Source organism: Vibrio parahaemolyticus, assembly GCF_900460535.1.
In the GTDB taxonomy this organism is placed as follows: Bacteria; Pseudomonadota; Gammaproteobacteria; order Enterobacterales; family Vibrionaceae; genus Vibrio; species Vibrio parahaemolyticus.
Genome location: NZ_UHIL01000002.1, coordinates 314,670 through 335,629, shown reverse-complemented (window position 1 = coordinate 335,629; position 20,960 = coordinate 314,670). Strand labels below are relative to the sequence as shown.

Here is a 20,960-nt window from a genome sequence, read left to right as displayed (position 1 = left end):
CTAACTTTATGGAAATTATTAATAAGGATAAACTATGCCTTCAAATAAAATAAACCCTATTCAGTCTAGCTATGTTTACAGTGGAAAATGCCATGAAGAACAAGCAGCTATCCCTGTGAGGAATATTTCTCATAAAACAATAGAAAAAGCGGTTTTGAAAACAGTTAAGCTAATTAAAAAAGGTGTATCAAAAGACAATGATGAAAAGTATGGTGTTCTAAAAAATCATATATCTTATGTTTGTAATTCAGAGATCAACAGAATACTGACTGAGAAATCAGGTACGATCAGTAATGGTAAACTAATCGGCATCAAACAAAAATCGATTAATCAGCAAGTGCTTATGGGAACTAAGTTAGATTACTTAATGTGTTCAGCACCATTGCAAAATTATTTGACATCATTATTAGATAGAGATCCTACGTTTAAAAAGTTAAATAAAGACGATAGGCAAGCGCTATTAAGCCAAGCTTATGAAATGTTAGATGGAAAAATCGATGAAAAGATTATCGCTAAGAAGCTTAAAATGCCTACAATTGCAGCATCCAAAGAGCTTGTTGCTGTTATTTGTGAAACTGAGTTTTCGAAAGTTGAATCAGATGCGAAAATGAAGAAACGCCTTTCTGAGGAGTTATCGAAAGAACTAGATATTGAACTTAATTTTGGTAACTTTTGCAGCGAGACACTCAATGAGATAGAGCCAATTTTTAGTAAGTATTTATAATTTTTTAATATTATTAAGGCTTCTTTTGTGTTAGTAGAGTTTCCTGAAAAAGGTGAATATACATGAATGTCGATAGTAAAGCAGGACCGGTTGAGTGTAATCAAAGTCTTGATCATAGTTTTCATGATCAGTTGTGTGCATACATTGATTTAATGGATGACGCCATTAAAAATGGTCAGCAACTACCTAAAGATGCTGCTGCTGGAAATGATATTGCTTTGATACCAGATTTTATTGATATAGCAAATAAGAAGAAGGCGGGGTTAAATGCTATATTTTGTAATAATCCTCTCGAAATGGTCGAGAAAGTAAAGCAACTCCTATTGTTAGAAAACTCATCCGCAAGGTTTATTGTGAACTTAGGTTGCGGAGGTATTCATTGTATGGCAGTAGACTGCTTGGTTAGCGATGGAAAGTGTTCATTGATTGGTATTGAGCCTGTAGGAATGAACAGCTCCGGGCCTGCGTTGTTGGCCATTCGATTACAATCAATATGTAAAAGAGAACTGCCTGAAGCCGCGTTGGCGATTTTTGAAACAGATATGCAACGCAGCTATAGTGAGTGCGCAATGTTCTCGTTGTTTTTGGTTAAAAAGATGCATAAGGAAAGTGCTCAATTCCAAGAACTTCATAAGAAAAATATAGATCAAAACTTGCCTAAATCTGGAGAGATTATTGTTTCAGTTTCACAGGCCAATAATTTGTTACCGCCCTCCTTGATGAAGCATGTGCAATCACCAAAAAGGCTAGAAGCATATCTAGAATCAAGACCAGAAGTTGCTGATGTAGTAGTTAATAAAAAAGGAGAAACGCTTTTATCACGACAACAGCGTTATATTGCTACTATAGAGGTAGAAGATAAGCAGATTACTTATAGTACTTCTATTGAACATAAACGATTAACAGAAGTAAAAAAACTTTTAGAATCACTTTGATAATTTTATAAGAGAATGTGTATCTGATTTTGTTATGAATGTAATTAAAGTGCAATGAGTGACTTCACTCAACCTAGTTAAAAAGAGTTTCCTCCAATGCGTTAACCTATGTTTATCTTAGTATAGCTATTGGACAGAAGAGATAGGTATTGCACGGATTAAAAAATGACGTCTACGAAAGTGGGTAACTGTCAGATCAGGTCTGAATTAGTACAAATGAATGTAAAAAAATCGCCTTTAAAAGGCGATTTTTTTTATTAAGCCAGTTTTGCTGCCAATGCCGCTTCTAGCTCTTTGAGTCTGGCCTCTAAGCCAGAAAAGGTAAAGTATTGAAATCCATTCGCCAAATGTTGAGTCATAAACGTACAGATATTCTGTGGAGCACTCTCCGTACTTTCTATTGAAGAACAGAAAGCGGATTTAAGTTTTTGCACTGCTACTTTACCATTTTGTTGCTCAAAACCTTCCATACATGGAAGCTCACAAAATGCTTTAAATAGAGCGTCTTTGTATCCGTTACCTAAAAGTTTAAGTTTATCTTCATTTGGTAGTGATTGTGATGCTTTTTGCGCCATGCTCTCCAGAATCGACTGGGCACTCTTAAGTTCAACTTGACCTAAATTGCTGTCAGAACGGAATATACGATGTGGAGAGCCGCTTAAGCGCGTCATTGCAACTTCTACGATATCTCGTCCCGATTTATGTTTTGGTGATTCATCTGATACGACGTCTGCCTGTTTATATACATCTGGATATTTACTTATTTCAGACCACATTACTTGTAGGTATTGTGGTTTCTCTGTTAAAGCTTCCTCCAAAGCGCTGGTAGATGTTAGTCCTTTGAGTTCACTCTTCATGAGTTTTGGCCAATCTACTTGCATGGCTGCGGTCAAATACTGACCAATGTTTTCGCTAATTTTTAACAATGAGTCTGGAGCTACTTTTTGCGCTGATTGCATCAAGCTATCAGAGAAAATATCAACCTGCGATGGTTCTGCATGTTTCGTTGTTGTCGATACTGCTTTTTCCAATCGTCCGGTTTTTTTCAAAAGCGTCTGACTAAACGAACTGATCTCTGCGAGTAACTGATCGCGACCTTCTCCCGGCTGCTTCGCCGTTGTAGCTTTTGGAAGCGGTGGCGGCGGAGGTGGTGGGATGTCACTACCATCATTGCTAGGACGTCGATTGTCACTAAACGCTTTTGCCTTTGTGCGAATTTCTTTCATCAGCTCAGTTTCAGGTGACGCCTTTTTATTCTCAGCTTGTGGCACGGTTGGTTTCAGTTTTACACCAGCTCGTATCTCCTCCATTAGTTGAGAGCGGTTTGACTGCTCTGCTTTATTTTGTATTTGACTTTTGTTTGCCTTCACTTCTTTTTCTGGCTGCGGTGCTGGCGGTGCTGGCGGTGCTGGCGGTGCTGGCGGTGCTGGCGGTGCTGGCGGTGCTGGCGGTGCTGATTCTTTTTCTTTTATATTGCTGGCTCCAGATAATGGCGTCGATAATTGAATTTTCGTGACAGAGCGAAGGGCTGGCTCGCACTTGTTTTTGAGCTTTGGAATACCTAAGAGTTTTGATTCACGGATTGCAGATGACACTTTGATGATCGAAAAGGTCGAACTGCTCTTAGTTTTGGACGTGTTTGGTTGTTCCGTGTTTTGAGATATTTGTACTTTAAAGGTTGACTTAAACATCGTCTTTCCTTCTCTGGTTGAACACACAGATATCATAGGAAAAACACGTCTTTGTTATTAGTTACTTTAAGTGGTTTTAGCTGAAGAAATCGTCCAGCATGTGTTTGATAGGATTTTGCCCTCAGGACGGATTTCATTTTAATTCACATGATTCTAATTCGAGAGCAAGGTACGATTTTGAAGAAATAAACAAGCAAAAGAGGTTTGTGTATGAAATCGTACAACGTGACTTCTCACGTTCATAGCAACAGCAATGTTAGAAATCTTGACATTGAAAACGATCCTGATTTCGGGAACTCCGTTACTCAAGTAAGAGAGAAGCATGCAACTCAGGCTTCAAAGTTAAGCCGGTTAGTCTCTATTTTTAATCAAAAAAAAGGAGCTGAGTCGAAGGTTAAGCTTACAAAATACGAAAATAAAGACTTTTCCGGCCCACGTGAAACAGATTTTAAATCATTATTGGATGCCGTTTTTACAAAGTCGAAGAAGAAAAGCGCTGGCGATGGTTTGAAAAATTGGCATTTTGGTGTGACTCCTGCTGCATTTGGGCCGACACCTAATGAGGTTGCAGTTCGCATTGTTGAGAGAATCAGTTCGCAGCATCACTATTGCCAGGATGGCGTTATCGGAATTAAGCATTCTAAGTTAAAGGCTGGTATTGCCATTAATCATTCGGATAAGACGATCGCGCTCGTATTCAAGCGTAAAAATGAGACTGGTCTACAGAACTTATTTAAACATAAAAACTCTCAACAAGATTATCTTAACGCTTCCGTTATCCTTAATCGCTTAATGTCTTACGCACAGGAAAACCTTGGAACGTACCAAGTTGTTATTGCGGGACAAAACCAAGATAACAAACTGATTGCCTATGCTGCGTCCAAAAATGAATCTGCGAATGAGAAATTAAAAACAGTTGTTGTATGAGAAAAGCGGGTCGTGACCCGCTTTTTTATTTTATTTATCATGCAATTAAATATACCAGACTCTTACGTACCATGCCTTTTTGTGATTGTTTGTGGTGTTCACTTTGATTCATGTTTTTTCATTGGTGTCTTGAATATTCCTGAAGTAATTTTTCATCAACGAAAGTCACTTAGTGAGGTTATATGTTCGATTTTTCATTACAAGGTGTTCAGGCTGTAAAACCATCAGTACTAGAGGAAACCTTCAACAATGTAGGTGAAGGGTTTGAAGATATCCTTAATACTTTAGAACAGATCCGTGGGCATGGTGATATGTCCGCTGTTGATGCATTACAGTTGCAACAAGATGTGTTTCGCTACTCAATGTTCCAAGAGGTAGTGAGCAAAATTGCATCTAAATCAGCGACTGCGATTAACGAGGTTATGAAAGCTCAATGATTAGAAGAATTTGGTTTTATCTAGTCATATCACTGATGCTAGCAGGATGTGGCACTCAAGGGCAGAGCAAAATCGCGACCTTTGAATCAGCTGATCTGGCGAATAAAGTGGTGGTTATGCTTAATAAACATCAAATTCCTAGCACGCTTTCTGTGCAAAAAGAGTTGTATTCAGTTTCCGTTGATGAATCCAATGAAATGAAAGCGAGAGAGTTGCTCACAACGTTCAATTTCTATTTTGAGAAAGAAGACCTAAATGACTTGCTGGAGTCTAAGTTTGCGAGCTTAAGTAAGCTTGAGCAAGTAAAGAGCAACTTTCTACAAAGCCGAGAAATATCGAACAAATTAAGTGTGATGCCGAATATCTTTCGCGTTAGCGTCGTGGTAACGGGCAGTCAAAAAAAACGCATCTCAGTTCTTATTTTAAGCTTGTCAGAGTTGGATTCTGAAAATAAGGCAAATATTGAGCAGTTTTTAAAAGGAACGCTGGAATCTGAAGATAAATTGACAGTGAGTTATTTTGTTCAGGCAAGTTAGCATGAAAAAATACAACAGAGTTTATCAGTGCGTGCTTCATTATTATTTGTCAAAAGCACAGTTAGCAGAAGAAGAGTTTTTAGTTTTGACGACCCTGACTGAAGAGGAAATAGAATCATTTTTTTTGGATAGAATAAAGACGGTTAGAAAAGTTATTTACTTGCTAGGTCAAATTGTTGAGTATCAAAAAAGTAAAAGGGATATTGATTATCTGTCCTGGGTTGGGATGCAAGCATTGATTCCTAGGGAATTATGTCTAATTTCAGACAGCATTGGCTTGCATACACAAATTGATGCCACAGATAAAAATAGTCTTGGTTTAGGATTGTTATCTTCAATTGATCGCAGAAAAGCAATTGTTTGGGGGCTTAGACTAAAACATAGCGCACCAGAACAAAAGCTGACAGTAGATAGTGGAGCGCGTCTTCGTTATTTGATAAATCGCATATCGCAATCTTAATCAAACTATTTCAATTATCAGAGATAACTTACATGGCAGAAACTTTAAACATAACCTCAGATTTAGAAGAAGATTTTTTTGAACTACTAGAGGGGCGTTTGTACTCTGAACGTCTAAAAGAAATCCGAAAAAAAGAGAATATATCAGTAGAAACCTTAATGGCGATTTATGCGCTAGGAGAGGAGTTTTACAATCGCTTCCTGATGAAAGAAGCAGAAGTTATTTTTTCTGCATATATGGCTCTTTGCCCGTACGATCATCGTGGTCCTGGTAGTTTAGCCTCTATCTACTTAGAACAGGGTAAGTTTAACAAAGCACTAGAAATGCTTAACATTGCGAAAGTCTATCCGACAGCAGACTTTGATGAAACTATTTTAAATATTGCTTTGTGCCACTACAAACTAAAAGAGCACAATAACGCAGCAGTAATGCTTATCCTTGTTAAGAGAGAGAATCTTAACGAGTATTATGCTAAACGATACGACTATCTAAAGAGACAGTTGAATCCATATCTACAATAAAATGCTAACTTTGGAGTTACTATGAAGGTTAATTCTAGCATTAGCTCTTCGGTGTCAGCGCCACTTACTGGCACCGAGAACCACACAGGAAATCAGGGCGTAGTAGAGAACGTAACGAACTTAGAGCAGGCGTTATCACTTCTTGAAAGTGACTCGCTAAATGTCGCTGATTTAAAAACACTGTCGGATACGGTTAATAATCAACGAAGTGCCTTGAACTTAATGTCGTCACGAAATGCTGAAGCAGACATTGCGAACTCTCTTAATGGGGCTATCGACCAGTACGCTAAAGAGTTAGAACTTATACAAGGTTGGACCAATGGCGGTAAGGATATGTTTAATGCAGCCAACCAAGTGATGTTTAATACGATAGTCAGCTCTGGCAATGTGTCCGGTTTTCAGCTAGAAGACATTTTTCAAATTGCGATAATTGACTTCATGGCAAACCACCCAAGTATCCCTACTGATGTCTTTGAGGCAATGCGGCATTTCTTAGAAAGTACAGGAACAGGAAGTCATGGGGTGCACGAAGGATGGAATGGTGCGATGTTTTCCCAAAAAACAGATTTGGTTTGGGATTATATGAAAAACAACGCAAACTCTACTAGTTTGACTCGTGAAATCTTAAATTATCTGGATACTTTTGCTGGAGGAAGGCAGGCCCTTAAAAATCAATATTCGGGATCGTTTGATAATAGCGACGGATACGCATTTAACTCTGGGTTTAATAAAGATAAGGGACTTAGCCCAATGTTAAGGCTTACGTTAATGTCAAATTACCTAAAGGAAAATCCGGATATAAAGCAAGCAGAAATGGAAATCTTTTTGAAAGGCTCATTTCGTGACATTGAGTCGTTTGTTCAAGATACGACAAAGGAAAGTCTGGATGTCTTGCTCGCGAAGGATTCCGAATGGACGGTTTTGCAGATTAGACCAGGTCACAAGGTCATCGACTATACAGGTGTAGGATTGGATTCGACGTTCTTTGTCAATCTTTATCAAAAATTTCCGCCTCGCGTCTTGAGCGATGAAGATACGAAAAACATTAACCGAATTGGTGATACGGTTAAAATGATTCAACAAACGTTGAAATATTGGATTCAGATTATGCGCGATGAGCGTATGGCCATCGCGAGAAATATTTAATTTTGTGTTGGTCGGAAGCACAAGGCTCGAGAATAGTTTTATTCTCCGAGTAATTACTAAGTTCCGATAAAGTTATATAGGTGAAAAATATGAGATCATCTTTAGTATCAAATCTTGAGCCTGTTGCTCTATGGAGTCAGGCGAATGAAGAAATTGAAAAAGCGCAAAATAAACCACAAGAGTTTGCAGAAAGTGGTGCAGTTGTTCCTGGTCAACCACTTCCAGGCAGCTCTGTATCGCTAAATGACTTGTGGCGCGTTATCAAAGACAGCATGAAAGACGTGGCTGAAGCCGTATCTGGTACAGGTCAAGAAAACGTAGCAACGAAAAAAGGTCTGATCCAAATCCAAAAGGATTCTCAGATCCAAATGCTTAATGAGCGTGCTTCTCAACTTGAAGAGCAGAAGAAGGCAGAACAAAAACAAGGTATTTGGGGCAAAATTGCTATGGCGCTTAGCTTCGTCGCGGCAATTATCATGGCACCATTTAACCCTGTGATGGCTGCGGTAATGATTGGTGGTTTAATTGCGAGTTTGGTCATTCCCAAAATCGCTGATGAAATTATGAAAGCTGCTGGTGTTGATGAAAAAACTCGCGGTTATGTAAAGCTTGGTCTTGATTTGGCAATTGGTATTGGCTCTGCGATTTTAAGCTTCAACCCAGCAAATATCGCGTCTTCGGCTGGTAAGGCAATCGCTGGCGGAGCAGCTAAGGTTGGCGCGCTTGTTAGTAAAACCATGAATGCAGCGAACACGCTAAAATCTTTTAGCTCTATTTCTTCTAAGGCAGGAAATATTGTCAACAAAATGAAGAAAACCATCGAGCCGTTGCTTAATAAAATACAAGATTTTGCTAAAGGCGGACAAATGGCGACAAGCCGTATTTCACAAGCTAGCTCTGTTGCATCAAATGTCACTTCGACGGTGAGCATGGGGTACGGTGTGAAATCGGCAGATGTTGCTAAAGACTTAGAAATTGCGCAAGCAAAACAAGATGAGCTACAAACCCGAATTGACCAAGTTCTAATGATGCTCGAGCAAGCACTGCGTTCTGTATCACATGCATTTGAGTCTTTGTTCAAAACAAACGAAGACCAGCGTGAGTTTACAAAAGCAATGTCATCAATTCATATGTAATAGGAGCAGATAAATGAAACCAATTAGTATTAATGCAGCCGCTTCTGCAAACGTATCAGCTCAAGAAGCAACAAACCACAACGCGCCAGTTAGCGTGGATGTACAACAATGGCAACAATTTGATTCGTCGTTAGAAAAAGCGAGCCAAGGCGGCGTATCAATGAGCGAGCTATTAGCATTGCTATCTCAGATTATCTCGTCAGCAAAAGAGTTACGTTCACAGGTAATGCAAAGCCGAATTGATGAAGCGAAGGCAACAACTGATCTTGCTATCGTGCTTGCAGATGATCGCCGCAGCGATGCGCAAATGAAGTTTGGTATTTCATTAGCGTCATCTGTTATGAACATGGCATTGACAACAGCGTCTTCAGTTCGTATTGGTCAAACAAAAACTCTAAAAGACAAGCATCTATCAAGCATGTCAGGAAATGGTGACATGAAAGTGTCAGATCTTTCTATGAAGGATTTGAACAAGTTCACCGCGCAACTTCAGCAAGCTCGTACGGCTAAATACAACACGGTTTCTCAAAGCGGTAACATGGCTAACTCTATGGTGGGTAATGCAAATGACATTATTAACGCCGAAGAAGTTAAGCACCAAGAGGAAGGAACGGCGAGTAAGCAGCTTAAAGAGAAAGTAGATGCTCATTTGGATCAATTTATCCAAGAGTTGACCACAGAAGCGGTCAAACTCAATGAGATTCTAGATTTGATGGCTCGCGCAAGTTTGGTCACAAACCGATAAGAGTAAAAGTAAAGGAGCAGGCGGGTTATATACCCGCCTTATTATAATTTATGCGCCCAGTTTCGTTTGTCACCCCACTTCGTGCAGAGCGTATATCTGAAGTTTCAAGCTCTCGTAGCATACGAGAAGAAGAAAAACCTAAGCGTGTTAGAGATGTTAAAGATTCTGAAAGGCAGGAAAAGAAACGCCACCGAGTCTTCAGAATAAAAAAAGCCCCAATGACACCTCAACAGCAGAGACAGTTTGCGAAGCAGCTAAACAGTTATCAGCTTAGGGCTATGCGTGATTGGTATAGCTTTTCAGAGTCGTTAGATATTGAATCTTTAAATGATGCTCAAAAGTGGGTTTTACATGCAGTTAATCAAAGCCAACACCTCTATCCTAAAACATTGAGAAGAGAAATTAGGGCATATCTAAATGGTGTATCTCTAGACCAGTTCGCTTCTCTTGAAGAGGCACCTGATGGTGCAACGATTCAACAGCTTTTAGCCTATGAAGATTACTTAGAAGGCATATTGGCAATGCTTGTTTTATGTCGACGTTATGATGAGAGAGAGAAGAAGCGGAAGTTAAGACAAAATGCAGAAGAAAATTGCTCATCTGAAAATAAAGAATAAACCTTTAGATCCCTACGAAATACTTAAAAACAAATCTAATCGAATCAGTTGGAATGGATTGTCAGACTCTGAGAAGTTTGTTGATAAGGAAAACTTAATGGACTGGTTTGTGTTACTAAGAGATTACTCTGAGGACACGGTTAAAGCAGTTGTTATCGATGGCCTGTTGGAAAATCAGTTCCATAAAGTTACGTTTATTCTTCAATTGGCGATGACTCCCGATTTCCAATCATTGGGTTCTAAACAGGTATATGAATTACTTTATGATTTTGTATCTCGTACTCCGAAATCCGTACTCGCGTGGATAGATGAAAAAGATTATCAAATGAGTAGAGACGTATTAGCTTTATTGTCCAGAAATCGATGAGGTAAAAGATGGTTGATAAACTCTGTGTAATAGAACAAAAGAATATAACGAAAGCTGTGTTCAACAAAGTTGCACCTATTGTTGGAAAGGTGTTTGATAATGATGAAATAAAATTAGATTTCGGCGAACTGATATTTAATCTGCCTAAGAGCGAATCACTGATTGCAATGAATCTCGTCAATTTTGGCATAGAGGCCAAAGTTTATTTATGTGAACAAGAAGCTCAGCGATTACTTGGCGTCGAAGTCAAGTATTTGGATGAGAAGTACATTTCATATTTAATCACACAAAATCTGTCACGTATTGGGCTGCACTTTGATAAGTTAGTGTCATGGGATGAAGTCGATAATGTATCACTTATTCATTCCATGCTGAGTTTTGGTGAGCAAAAAATAGATGCAATTGTTGATATTGAAAGTCTAAAAGCAGAACAAGCATATATGGCTATGAAAGAAAACAATATAAGTCGTCATTTGAATGTTAAAACTGAACTCTCTTTGTTTGAAACATACCTTGATTCGTCTGAAATTAGTTCATTGACTAATGATGATGTTGTTTTGGTTTATCCTAAATAAAATGGAGTATATTGAAAAATTCCTTCTTCAATTGGAAAAAAATGAAGAGTATGTTTTTGAAAGTTGTTTGGATGATTTTATTATCCCTATTTGCCCATTTTTTCAACTGGTGCATGTCATCAACCTCAATGAAACATTACAAAAACTGAAAACAATTGAAGAGAGTTGCTTTGGCTTGTTGGTAAGGGATGGTGGCTATGTGTCATTAGCTATTTCAGAACAGAACTTTAGACAAGAGGAAGTAAGAAGAAATATTCTTCAGTTATTGGAAATAATGAGGTTTTAATATGATAAATAGCCTTAATATACAAAATACTGGTTCAATCAGCGAATTGGGTCAGAGTCCAAATTTAACTATAAACAGTGCGCCTGCACCAAGCGTCCTACCTCGTTCTGAGGCGCTAGCTAATTCAAACGATGTTTTACCTAGCGCGGTTACTGCTCAAGATAGTTGTTTTGAGCAGGGTGAAGAGAAACTAACCGAAAATAATAATGTAAATAAACCAGCAAAAAACAAGAAAGTTAATTGTAAATCTAATAAGTACAATAACAAAACAAAAGCCAAAACTCATTTAGCGGCTATTGCTGGTGCTACAACGTTAGGTGCTGTGCTGGCTCCTTTTACTGGTGGTTTAAGTTTATTACCTACAGCATTCGTTGTGTTGTTTGGTAACGCATCGGCATTAGCAATGTACGGTGGTTCGGAGTTCTTCCTCGGACAAAATGCAACAAATAAGGAAGAAGAGCCGAAAGACAAGCTAAAAGAAAAGGAGACGCCAGAGACTGCGTTAAAGCGTACTCCAGAGAGATCAATTTTCCCTCGTTACTTGGAACGTCGCACACACTTTGATGAAGTTGATGGATTAAAGCGCAATGGGCCCGATTCCTTCAATGTAACAAATAACTACTACTCGCCAACGTTTAACATCAATGTTGGCGATTATTTTTTTAATAACCAAACAAATAATAGAGACGAAAGTAAAGCTGAAGATAAACCATTTGCGGAATCTGCAGCTCAATCAGACGCTTCTTCGCAAACTACAACGTTGTTCGATGAAGCTATTCAGAACATGGGGCAATTACAGGTTGTAGATGTTTCTGAGATCAGTCCTGACACCTTATTTAGTGAGGTGACCGATCATGCTACAAATATTGGTACAGAAGATACCGTAGACAACTTGTTAGGCGCACTTGAGAGTTGTCACTTGCAAAGTGGTCAGGCCAAACTAGTAAAGGTTACGCTGGAAGGAGGGCTGCAAGCTTATCTAGGTGGTATCTCTGATGACACAGCAGATGCTTTACCGCCTGTTGTTACAGAAAACGTAACGTCTTCACCAGTTAAAAAATGGCCAGAAGTTAAGATCCCGGCACGTATTATCACCACTTCAGGTAACGCGAGCGTTGATGGTAACCCAGGTTACCGTCCAACGCGCGTCGACAGTAATGGTGAGACGATGGGCTATGAGATGCGCGATCGCGTATCATCCTCTTCGACGCCATCGCCAAGCACGGCTCCGTCATCGAAGGGCAGTGTGAATACAGAAGGGAGCGCGACTCAAACGGGTACGCCAGCACAAGCTGACAGCACGAAGGGGGTGGAACCAAATGTGGCCACACCAGAGCAGAAACCAAGTGCGGATGCCGCTACAGGTACGCCAAACACGGCAGACGACAAGAATGCTGTGGGCGAAAGCACCCCAACACACGAAAGTGGAGAGAGCGTTCCGTCGGTAGATCCAGAGCAAGCGTCGTCGGGTCCGGCGAAGCGTTGGCCAGAAGTGAAGATTCCAGCTCGAGTGATCACCAGCGCGGGGAACGCGAGCGTTGATGGTAACCCAGGTTACCGTCCAACACGCGTCGACAGCAATGGTGAGACGATGGGCTATGAGATGCGCGATCGTGTGCCAGCCTCTGCGACGCCATCGCCAAGCACGGCACCGTCATCGAAGGGCAGTGTGAATACAGAAGGTAGCGCGACTCAAACGGGGACGCCAGCACAAGCTGACAGTACGAAGGGTATGGAAGCAAATGTGGCAACACCAGAGCAGAAACCAAGTGCGGATGCATCTACCGGTGAGCCAACTTCGGCACAAGGTAATGTCTCAGAAGGCATTGATTCCGGTGTAGGTACGCCAGAAGCGGCACCGAGTATGGACGCGGCAACGGGTGAGCCAAACACGGCAGACAACAAGAATGCCGCGGGCGAAAGCACCCCAACACACGAAAGTGGAGAGAGCGTTCCGTCGGTAGATCCAGAGCAAGCGTCGTCGGGTCCGGCGAAGCGTTGGCCAGAAGTGAAGATTCCAGCTCGAGTGATCACCAGCGCGGGCAACGCGAGCATCGATGGCAACCCAGGTTACCGTCCAACACGCGTCGACAGCAATGGTGAGACGATGGGCTATGAGATGCGCGATCGCATACCAGCCTCTTCGACGCCATCGGCAAGCACGGCACCGTCATCGAAGGGCAGTGTGAACGCAGAAGGGAACGCGCCGCAAACGGGCACACCAGCACAAGCTGGCAGCTCGAAGGGTGTGGAGCCAAATGTGGCAACACCAGAGCAGAAACCAAGTGCGGATGTGTCTAGCGGTGAGCCAACTTCGGCACAAGGTCATGCCTCGGAAGGTATTGATTCCGGTGTGGGTACGCCAGAATCGACACCGAGTATGGACGCGGCAACGGGTGAGCCAAACACGGCAGACAACAAGAATGCCGCGGGCGAAAGCACCCCAACACACGAAAGTGGAGAGAGCGTTCCGTCGGTAGATCCAGAGCAAGCGTCGTCGGGGCCGGCGAAGCGTTGGCCAGAAGTGAAGATTCCAGCTCGAGTGATCACCAGCGCGGGGAACGCGAGCGTTGATGGTAACCCAGGTTACCGTCCAACACGCGTCGACAGCAATGGTGAGACGATGGGCTATGAGATGCGCGATCGCGTGCCAGCCTCTTCGACGCCATCGGCAAGCAAGGTTCCGTCATCGAAGGGCAGTGTGAACGCAGAAGGGAACGCGCCGAAAACGGGGACACCAGCACAAGCTGGCAGCTCGAAGGGTGTGGAGCCAAATGTGGCAACGCCAGAGCAGAAACCAAGCGCGGATGCGTTTAGTGGTGAGCCAACTTCGGCACAAGGCAATGCCTCAGAAGGCATTGATGCCGGTGTGGCAACGCCAGAGCAGAAACCAAGTGCGAACGGGGCTACCGGTGAGCCGACTTCGGCACAAGGCAATGCCCCAGAAGGCACTGATTCCGGTGTAGGTACGCCAGCATCGACACCGAGTGTGGACGCGGCAACGGGTGAGCCAAACATGGCAGACGACAAGAATGCTGTGGGCGAAAGCACCCCTTCGGTAGAGTCAGAGCAAGCGTCGTCGGGTCCGGCGAAGCGTTGGCCAGAAGTGAAGACGCCAGCTCGAGTGATCACCAGTGCGGGCAACGCGAGCGTTGATGGCAACCCAGGTTACCGTCCAACACGCGTCGACAGCAATGGTGAGACGATGGGCTATGAGATGCGCGATCGCATACCAGCCTCTTCGACGCCATCGGCAAGCACGGGACCGTCATCGAAGGGCAGTGTGAACGCAGAAGGGAACGCGCCGCAAACGGGCACACCAGCACAAGCTGGCAGCTCGAAGGGTGTGGAGCCAAATGTGGCAACACCAGAGCAGAAACCAAGTGCGGATGTGTCTAGCGGTGAGCCAACTTCGGCACAAGGTAGTGCCCCAGAAGGTATTGATTCCGGTGTGGAAACGCCAGAGCAGAAACCAAGTGCGGATGCGTTTAGTGGTGAGCCAACTTCGGCACAAGGCAATGCATCAGAAGGTATTGACTCCGGTGTGGCAACGCCAGAGCAGAAACCAAGTGCGGAAGCGTCTAGTGGTGAGCCAACTTCGGCACAAGGCAATGCATCAGAAGGTATTGACTCCGGTGTGGCAACCCCTGAGCAGAACCCAAGTGCAGATGTGTCTAGTGGTGAGCCAACGGCAGCACAAGGTAGTGCTCCTGAAGGTATTGACTCCGGTGTGGCAACCCCTGAGCAGAAACCGAGTGCGAACGGGGCTACCGGTGAGCCGACTTCGGCACAAGGTAATGCCTCGGAAGGCATTGATTCCGGTGTAGGTACACCAGAATCGACACCGAGTGTGGACGCGGCAACGGGTGAGCCAAATACGGCAGACAACAAGAATGCCGTGGGCGAAAGTACCCCAACACACGAAAGTGGAGAGAGCGTACCGTCGGTAGAGTCAGAGCAAGCGTCGTCGGGTCCGGCGAAGCGTTGGCCAGAAGTGAAGACGCCAGCTCGCGTGATCACCAGCGCGGGCAACGCGAGCATCGATGGCAACCCAGGTTACCGTCCAACACGCGTCGACAGCAATGGTGAGACGATGGGCTATGAGATGCGCGATCGCGTGCCAGCCTCTTCGACGCCATCGGCAAGCACGGCACCGTCATCGAAGGGCAGTGTGAACGCAGAAGGGAACGCGCCGCAAACTGGGACACCAGCACAAGCCGGCAGCTCGAAGGGTGTGGAGCCAAATATGGCAACACCAGAGCAGAAACCAAGTGCGGATGCGTCTAGTGGTGAGCCGACTTCGGCACAAGGCAATGCATCAGAAGGTATTGATTCCGGTGTAGGTACGCCAGAGCATAAACCAAGTACGGATGCGTCTAGTGGTGAGCCAACTTCGGCACAAGGTAATGCCTCAGAAGGCATTGATGCCGGTGTGAGTACGCCAGAATCGACACCGAGTGTGGACGCGTCTAGTGGTGAGCCAACGGCAGCACAAGGTAGTGCTCCTGAAGGCACTGATTCCGGTGTAGGTACGCCAGAATCGACACCGAGTATGGACGCGGTAACGGGTGAGCCAAATACGGCAGACGACAAGAGTGCTGTGGGCGAAAGTACCCCAACACACGAAAGTGGAGAGAGCGTACCGTCGGTAGAGTCAGAGCAAGCGTCGTCGGGTCCAGCGAAGCGTTGGCCAGAAGTGAAGACGCCAGCTCGAGTGATCACCAGCGCGGGCAACGCGAGCGTTGATGGCAACCCAGGTTACCGTCCAACACGCGTCGACAGCAATGGTGAGACGATGGGCTATGAGATGCGCGATCGCGTGCCAGCCTCTTCGACGCCATCGGCAAGCACGGCACCGTCATCGAAGGGCAGTGTGAATACAGAAGGGAACGCGCCACAAACGGGCACACCAGCACAAGCTGATAGCACGAAGGGTGTGGAGCCAAATGTGGCAACACCAGATCAGAAACCAAGTGCGGATGCGTCTAGTGGTGAGCCAACTTCGGCACAAGGTAATGCCTCAGAAGGTATTGATTCCGGTGTGGCAACGCCAGAGCAGAAACCAAGCGCGGATGCGTTTAGTGGTGAGCCAACTTCGGCACAAGGCAATGCCTCAGAAGGCATTGATGCCGGTGTGGCAACGCCAGAGCAGAAACCAAGTATGGGTGCGTCTAGTGGTGAGCCAACTTCGGCACAAGGTCATGCCTCGGAAGGTATTGATTCCAGTGTAGGCACGCCAGAGCAGAAACCAAGTGCGGATGCGTCTAGAGGTGAGCCAACTTCGGCACAAGGTAATGCCCCAGAAGGCATTGATTCCGGTGTAGGTACGCCAGAATCGACACCGAGTGTGGACGCGGCAACGGGTGAGCCAAACATGGCAGACGACAAGAATGCTGTGGGCGAAAGCACCCCTTCGGTAGAGCCAGAGCAAGCGTCGTCGGGTCCGGCGAAGCGTTGGCCAGAAGTGAAGACGCCAGCTCGAGTGATCACCAGCGCGGGCAACGCGAGCATCGATGGCAACCCAGGTTACCGTCCAACACGCGTCGACAGCAATGGTGAGACGATGGGCTATGAGATGCGCGATCGCGTGCCAGCCTCTTCGACGCCATCGGCAAGCACGGGACCGTCATCGAAGAGCAGTGTGAACGCAGAAGGGAACGCGCCGCAAACTGGGACACCAGCACAAGCCGGCAGCTCGAAGGGTGTGGAGCCAAATGTGGCAACACCAGAGCAGAAACCAAGCGCGGATGCGTCTAGCGGTGAGCCAACTTCGGCACAAGGTAATGCCTCAGAAGGTATTGATTCCGGTGTGGCAACGCCAGAGCAGAAACCAAGCGCGGATGCGTTTAGTGGTGAGCCAACTTCGGCGCAAGGTCATGCCTCGGAAGGTATTGATTCCAGTGTAGGTACGCCAGAATCGACACCGAGTGTGGACGCGGCAACGGGTGAGCCAAATACGGCAGACGACAAGAATGCTGTGGGCGAAAGTACCCCAACACACGAAAGTGGAGAGAGCGTACCGTCGGTAGAGTCAGAGCAAGCGTCGTCGGGTCCGGCGAAGCGTTGGCCAGAAGTGAAGACGCCAGCTCGAGTGATCACCAGCGCGGGCAACGCGAGCGTTGATGGCAACCCAGGTTACCGTCCAACACGCGTCGACAGCAATGGTGAGACGATGGGCTATGAGATGCGCGATCGCATACCAGCCTCTTCGACGTCATCGGCAAGCACGGCACCGTCATCGAAGGGCAGTGTGAACGCAGAAGGGAACGCGCTGCAAACGGGTACACCAGCACAAGCTGGCAGCTCGAAGGGTGTGGAACCAAATGTGGCAACCCCAGAGGAGAAACCAAGTGCGGATGCATCTACCGGTGAGCCAACTTCGGCGCAAGGCAATGTCTCAGAAGGTATTGATTCCGGTGTGGCAACGCCAGAGCAGAAACCAAGTGCGGATGCGTCTAGCGGTGAGCCAACTTCGGCACAAGGTAATGCCTCGGAAGGCATTGATTCCGGTGTAGGTACGCCAGAATCGACACCGAGTGTGGATGAAGTAAATCATCTTGCAACTAGCCAAGAAAAAGAGGTTTCAGAAAGCTCTTTTACTCATAGAAGCGAGATTAAATTTCATGTAAATGCTGAGACAGACACGGATATCAATCCGTTGGGTGAGCGATTTACCTCAACCCTCAAAGTGAATCTGGGGTCAGGTCAAGCTTCAATTCAGACTCAAGCCAGTGATTCTTTTGTTGATTGGCAGTCTGCGCAAGTTGAAGATGGAATTGAATTCAAAGAAGCTGTGCTTGTTACAGAAGATGTGAAAGATGAAATTCCATGGGCAACTGGTGAATTGAATGACGGCCCAGAATTAAGATTTGCGAAAAAAGTTGACAACTCCTCTGCTCAAAATTTTGAGTCAGGATTGGACAATCAAAGCACAGCTTCATCTGGAGTTGCTCGCAATGAAGGTTCAACTAAAGAGGTTGTTGGATCTGTTTCTGGCAAAAAATGGAAAGTAAATATGCCAGCTCCTGTGTTGACAACTCAGGGAATGATGAGTGGTCATGCTCGAAACTACACTCAAGGTATTTTGAATAATATTAGAGATTTGAATACAACGAGGAAGGAATACGAAACCACATTGGTTTCAGGTTTGGTTGGTTCAAACTCAAGTGTAAGTATCTGGGCGCATAGCGAACGGAGTATGGTGGTGCCAGTGGCAAATTCATCTAATTTCAAAATGATGTAATAGCGATAGTGCTTCTTTAAAATTGAAAAAGACTAAATCAGATTTGCTCAGGTTTAGTCTTTTTTTTTCCTTTGATAATCATATTTGGTGTGGATAAAGTCTGAATAAATTTGAATTGGAGGTGCTCCTTTGTACATAGAGTTAAGAAAGTCTGATTATGAGATTCCGCGTCTAGGCTTTAAGTCAAATCGAAGCTCTAACGTAGTAAAAAAATCAGAATTAGTTATGTATCAGGAATCTCGTGCTTTGTTGATGGCAATGGAAGACAAAGTTACTGAATACCAACGATTGCTTGAAAATCAGATATTAGAATTAATTGAAGAGAAAGAGAGAGAGCTAAACGAAAGCATTTCTAAAGAATATAAAAAAATAGCTGATGAGTGGGTTGACCAACAGATGGACTGGTTTTTTAGCGCGGAGCAAATTCTAAGCGAAAAGCTCATTGGTATAGAACGCATGGTTTCAGAAATAAAAAATGAACTGAAAACACAAATTGCTTTGGCAGTATCTTCTCGTTTAACAAAACTTAGCCAAAGTGAAAACCTGATAAATCATTTAATAGATGTGTTACATGCGGAGCTTGAAGATGAAGCTAAAACACTGAAGATCCAAAGGCAGGAAATGGCAGATGGGGTCGCGCTGACTATCGAAAATAGTGACAGTGTGGTTAGTATTAATACTCAGAAAATCGTTGAAGAGTTAAGAGGTGTCTTGGAGTCTATATGATTTCAAAACTACGTAATTCAACACTACTATTTAATCCAAGTAGTGTGATGATTGCATTTTTGCTACCAACAATCATATTGGTAACACTGCCTGGTGTGGTCATCGACTTTTTTTTGTTGATTAGCTTTGTAAGCTCGGCGTTGCTGTTGATTATCATGTTAGAAAACGACCAGCCGCTGAAAGTCACATTTTTACCTACAATGGTATTACTTTTAACCACGTTTCGACTGTTGTTATCTATTGCTACGACAAGAAACATCATCGCAAACGAAGATGTAGGCCGAGTTATTGAGACGATTGGTGAGTTCGTGATGGGGGGAAACCTAATCTCGGGTCTTTTGATCTTCGTCATTATTACTATTGTACAGTTTCTCGTTGTGACAAAAGGTGGTGAACGTGTTGCCGAGGTAGGTGCGCGATTCTCGTTAGATGCTTTACCTGGTAAGCAGATGACCATTGATGGGGACCTGAAAAGTGGTCTTATTTCCGGAGAGCAGGCTCAAAAGCTTCGTGCTGATCTCGGTACGGAAAACAAACTGTTTGGCTCACTAGATGGAGCGATGAAGTTCGTAAAAGGTGACGCGATTGCTGGTATCCTGATCAGCCTTGTCAACTTGTTTGGTGGAATTTATGTGGGCATCAACCAGTTTGATTTGTCGTTGTCGGAGAGCGTGAAGCGATTCTCGGTACTTACGATTGGGGATGGCCTTGTTTCACAGATACCGAGTTTGTTGTTATCAATGGCATGTGGTGTTTATCTGACTCGTATTAAAGGCTCGGAAGACGAATCCAGTTCGTTTATGAGCCAAATGATGGCGCAGATTCGAACATTCTGGAAGAGTCTTTTAGTGGTTGGTGTAGTGATTATGCTAATTGGCCTACTAAATCCAACATTAATGTATGTCTGTTTGCCACTTGCTGTGCTCTGCGTTGTTATGGCTATATTGCTTTGGAAAAAAAATGGAAACAACAGTGTTGCTGTAAAGTTTGAGCCAGAAGGAAGTGGGGTTTTCGAATCTCTAAAATTTGTATTTCGTGATGGGCAATATCAAAGCCTAATCAAAAAACGCCTGAAGGCTGTTGAAGAGAGAGTTTGGGGACAAGCGTTAGGTGAACCAGCGGTGCTTGTAGATCCTGATTTAGATGTTGATATCGCAGTGTATATTTCGGGTATACAAACGTACCAATTTTCTCAAAGCTCGGCTGAAGGCATCGTGGAAATATTAAATGATGACACATTTAATCTGCATGATGACTTGAGTTCAAACTTGGATGAAATTATTAGTTATTTCATTCAAACGAGACTCATTGAAAAATACAATTTACAACATAGCTGTAACATTGTCGCAGAATTAGCTTCACAGAGTGAAATCATGAAGAGTGAAATTGATTCTGCTGTTGGTTTAAATCGTGTTCATGATGTTCTGAAACAAATGATTCGTTCTCCAGAATTTTATTTGGACCGAGTAAGCTTTTTTGAATCTCTTATTTATTGGTCGAGAGTTGAAAATGATCCTAGGAACTGGCTCACACGGATTCGACATCAAGCTAGGTACGAAATTACCGCTCGCTTATTAAATAGTGATGGAAAGGTTCACGTAATGTTGCTTAGTCCTGAACTGACTGAGGAAATTAGTGGATATGTAGCAGGTGAGTTTGAAGACTTTGAGAGACTGATTGAGATCCAGAAAGCACTAAAATCAGAAATCAAGCGTTTACTTCTATCTCATAAGAATAGACCTGTGTTAGTTGTGAACGATAATGAACTTAACGTTGTTAAAACATTTGTTCAACAAGTCATGTCAACGCTAATCGTTTGTAGCCATAGTGATATTGTAGACAACAATTGCATATCTAGTTCAGAGGTAATTAACATACAATAGTGGGT

At 43.9% G+C, this 20,960-nt stretch carries 18 protein-coding genes; 17 read left to right on the top strand and 1 reads right to left on the bottom strand.

What is annotated here, in order from left to right; genetic code table 11:
- The first annotated feature begins 34 nt into the window (after positions 1-34).
- Positions 35-724 (top strand): hypothetical protein, encoded by a 690-nt coding sequence (locus DYB02_RS18450; protein ID WP_029862409.1) that lies wholly within the window; start codon positions 35-37, stop codon positions 722-724.
- 62 nt (positions 725-786) lie between these two features.
- Positions 787-1,659, top strand: coding sequence for a YopJ/AvrA family T3SS effector serine/threonine acetyltransferase (locus DYB02_RS18445; protein WP_029862408.1), 873 nt, complete (start codon positions 787-789; stop codon positions 1,657-1,659).
- Between the two features lie 257 nt (positions 1,660-1,916).
- Here DYB02_RS18445 and DYB02_RS18440 read toward each other — a convergent pair whose 3' ends face one another.
- Positions 1,917-3,350: a WH2 domain-containing protein gene (locus DYB02_RS18440; protein ID WP_079758003.1), complete on the bottom strand. Its 1,434-nt coding sequence runs from the start codon at positions 3,348-3,350 to the stop codon at positions 1,917-1,919.
- A gap of 210 nt (positions 3,351-3,560) precedes the next feature.
- Here DYB02_RS18440 and DYB02_RS18435 point away from each other — a divergent pair, with 210 nt between their 5' ends.
- The 15 genes from DYB02_RS18435 to DYB02_RS18365 all read left to right on the top strand — a co-directional run bounded on the left by DYB02_RS18435 (position 3,561) and on the right by DYB02_RS18365 (position 20,955).
- Positions 3,561-4,277, top strand: a complete 717-nt coding sequence (locus DYB02_RS18435; RefSeq protein WP_029805783.1) for a hypothetical protein — start codon at positions 3,561-3,563, stop codon at positions 4,275-4,277.
- 182 nt (positions 4,278-4,459) lie between these two features.
- Positions 4,460-4,714 carry a type III secretion system inner rod subunit SctI gene (sctI, locus tag DYB02_RS18430; protein WP_005484531.1) on the top strand — a complete coding sequence of 85 codons (255 nt, stop codon included), beginning with the start codon at positions 4,460-4,462 and terminating at the stop codon, positions 4,712-4,714.
- Between the two features lie 35 nt (positions 4,715-4,749).
- On the top strand, positions 4,750-5,250 hold the full coding sequence (locus tag DYB02_RS18425; RefSeq protein ID WP_370446093.1) for a type III secretion protein: 501 nt from the start codon (positions 4,750-4,752) through the stop codon (positions 5,248-5,250).
- Between the two features lies 1 nt (position 5,251).
- Positions 5,252-5,710, top strand: coding sequence for a hypothetical protein (locus DYB02_RS18420; RefSeq protein WP_029805785.1), 459 nt, complete (start codon positions 5,252-5,254; stop codon positions 5,708-5,710).
- Between the two features lie 32 nt (positions 5,711-5,742).
- A complete protein-coding gene (locus DYB02_RS18415; protein ID WP_029805787.1) occupies positions 5,743-6,231 on the top strand; it encodes a hypothetical protein in 489 nt (162 codons plus the stop codon).
- Positions 6,232-6,252: 21 nt separating this feature from the next.
- Positions 6,253-7,377 (top strand): hypothetical protein, encoded by a 1,125-nt coding sequence (locus DYB02_RS18410; RefSeq protein ID WP_029805789.1) that lies wholly within the window; start codon positions 6,253-6,255, stop codon positions 7,375-7,377.
- Positions 7,378-7,466: 89 nt separating this feature from the next.
- Positions 7,467-8,513, top strand: a complete 1,047-nt coding sequence (locus DYB02_RS18405; protein WP_029805791.1) for a hypothetical protein — start codon at positions 7,467-7,469, stop codon at positions 8,511-8,513.
- Between the two features lie 13 nt (positions 8,514-8,526).
- Entirely contained in the window at positions 8,527-9,258 is a 732-nt protein-coding gene (locus tag DYB02_RS18400; RefSeq protein ID WP_005499586.1) for a hypothetical protein, read from the top strand.
- Positions 9,259-9,308: 50 nt separating this feature from the next.
- Complete coding sequence (locus DYB02_RS18395; RefSeq protein ID WP_021448321.1) at positions 9,309-9,875, top strand: hypothetical protein; 567 nt, start codon at positions 9,309-9,311, stop codon at positions 9,873-9,875.
- Positions 9,838-10,242 carry a hypothetical protein gene (locus DYB02_RS18390; protein WP_005499582.1) on the top strand — a complete coding sequence of 135 codons (405 nt, stop codon included), beginning with the start codon at positions 9,838-9,840 and terminating at the stop codon, positions 10,240-10,242. The genes DYB02_RS18395 and DYB02_RS18390 overlap by 38 nt, the downstream gene beginning before the upstream one ends.
- Positions 10,243-10,250: 8 nt before the next feature.
- On the top strand, positions 10,251-10,817 hold the full coding sequence (locus tag DYB02_RS18385) for a hypothetical protein (RefSeq protein ID WP_025638704.1): 567 nt from the start codon (positions 10,251-10,253) through the stop codon (positions 10,815-10,817).
- Position 10,818: 1 nt separating this feature from the next.
- Entirely contained in the window at positions 10,819-11,103 is a 285-nt protein-coding gene (locus DYB02_RS18380; protein WP_021484590.1) for a hypothetical protein, read from the top strand.
- A gap of 1 nt (position 11,104) precedes the next feature.
- Positions 11,105-18,346 carry a hypothetical protein gene (locus tag DYB02_RS25990; RefSeq protein ID WP_061064931.1) on the top strand — a complete coding sequence of 2,414 codons (7,242 nt, stop codon included), beginning with the start codon at positions 11,105-11,107 and terminating at the stop codon, positions 18,344-18,346.
- Positions 18,347-18,475: 129 nt separating this feature from the next.
- The gene (locus tag DYB02_RS18370) at positions 18,476-19,072 is read left to right on the top strand and encodes a hypothetical protein (RefSeq protein WP_021450091.1); all 597 of its coding nucleotides are present in this window, start codon (positions 18,476-18,478) and stop codon (positions 19,070-19,072) included.
- Positions 19,069-20,955, top strand: a complete 1,887-nt coding sequence (locus DYB02_RS18365) for an FHIPEP family type III secretion protein (RefSeq protein WP_029853155.1) — start codon at positions 19,069-19,071, stop codon at positions 20,953-20,955. The genes DYB02_RS18370 and DYB02_RS18365 overlap by 4 nt, the downstream gene beginning before the upstream one ends.
- Positions 20,956-20,960: the final 5 nt, after the last annotated feature.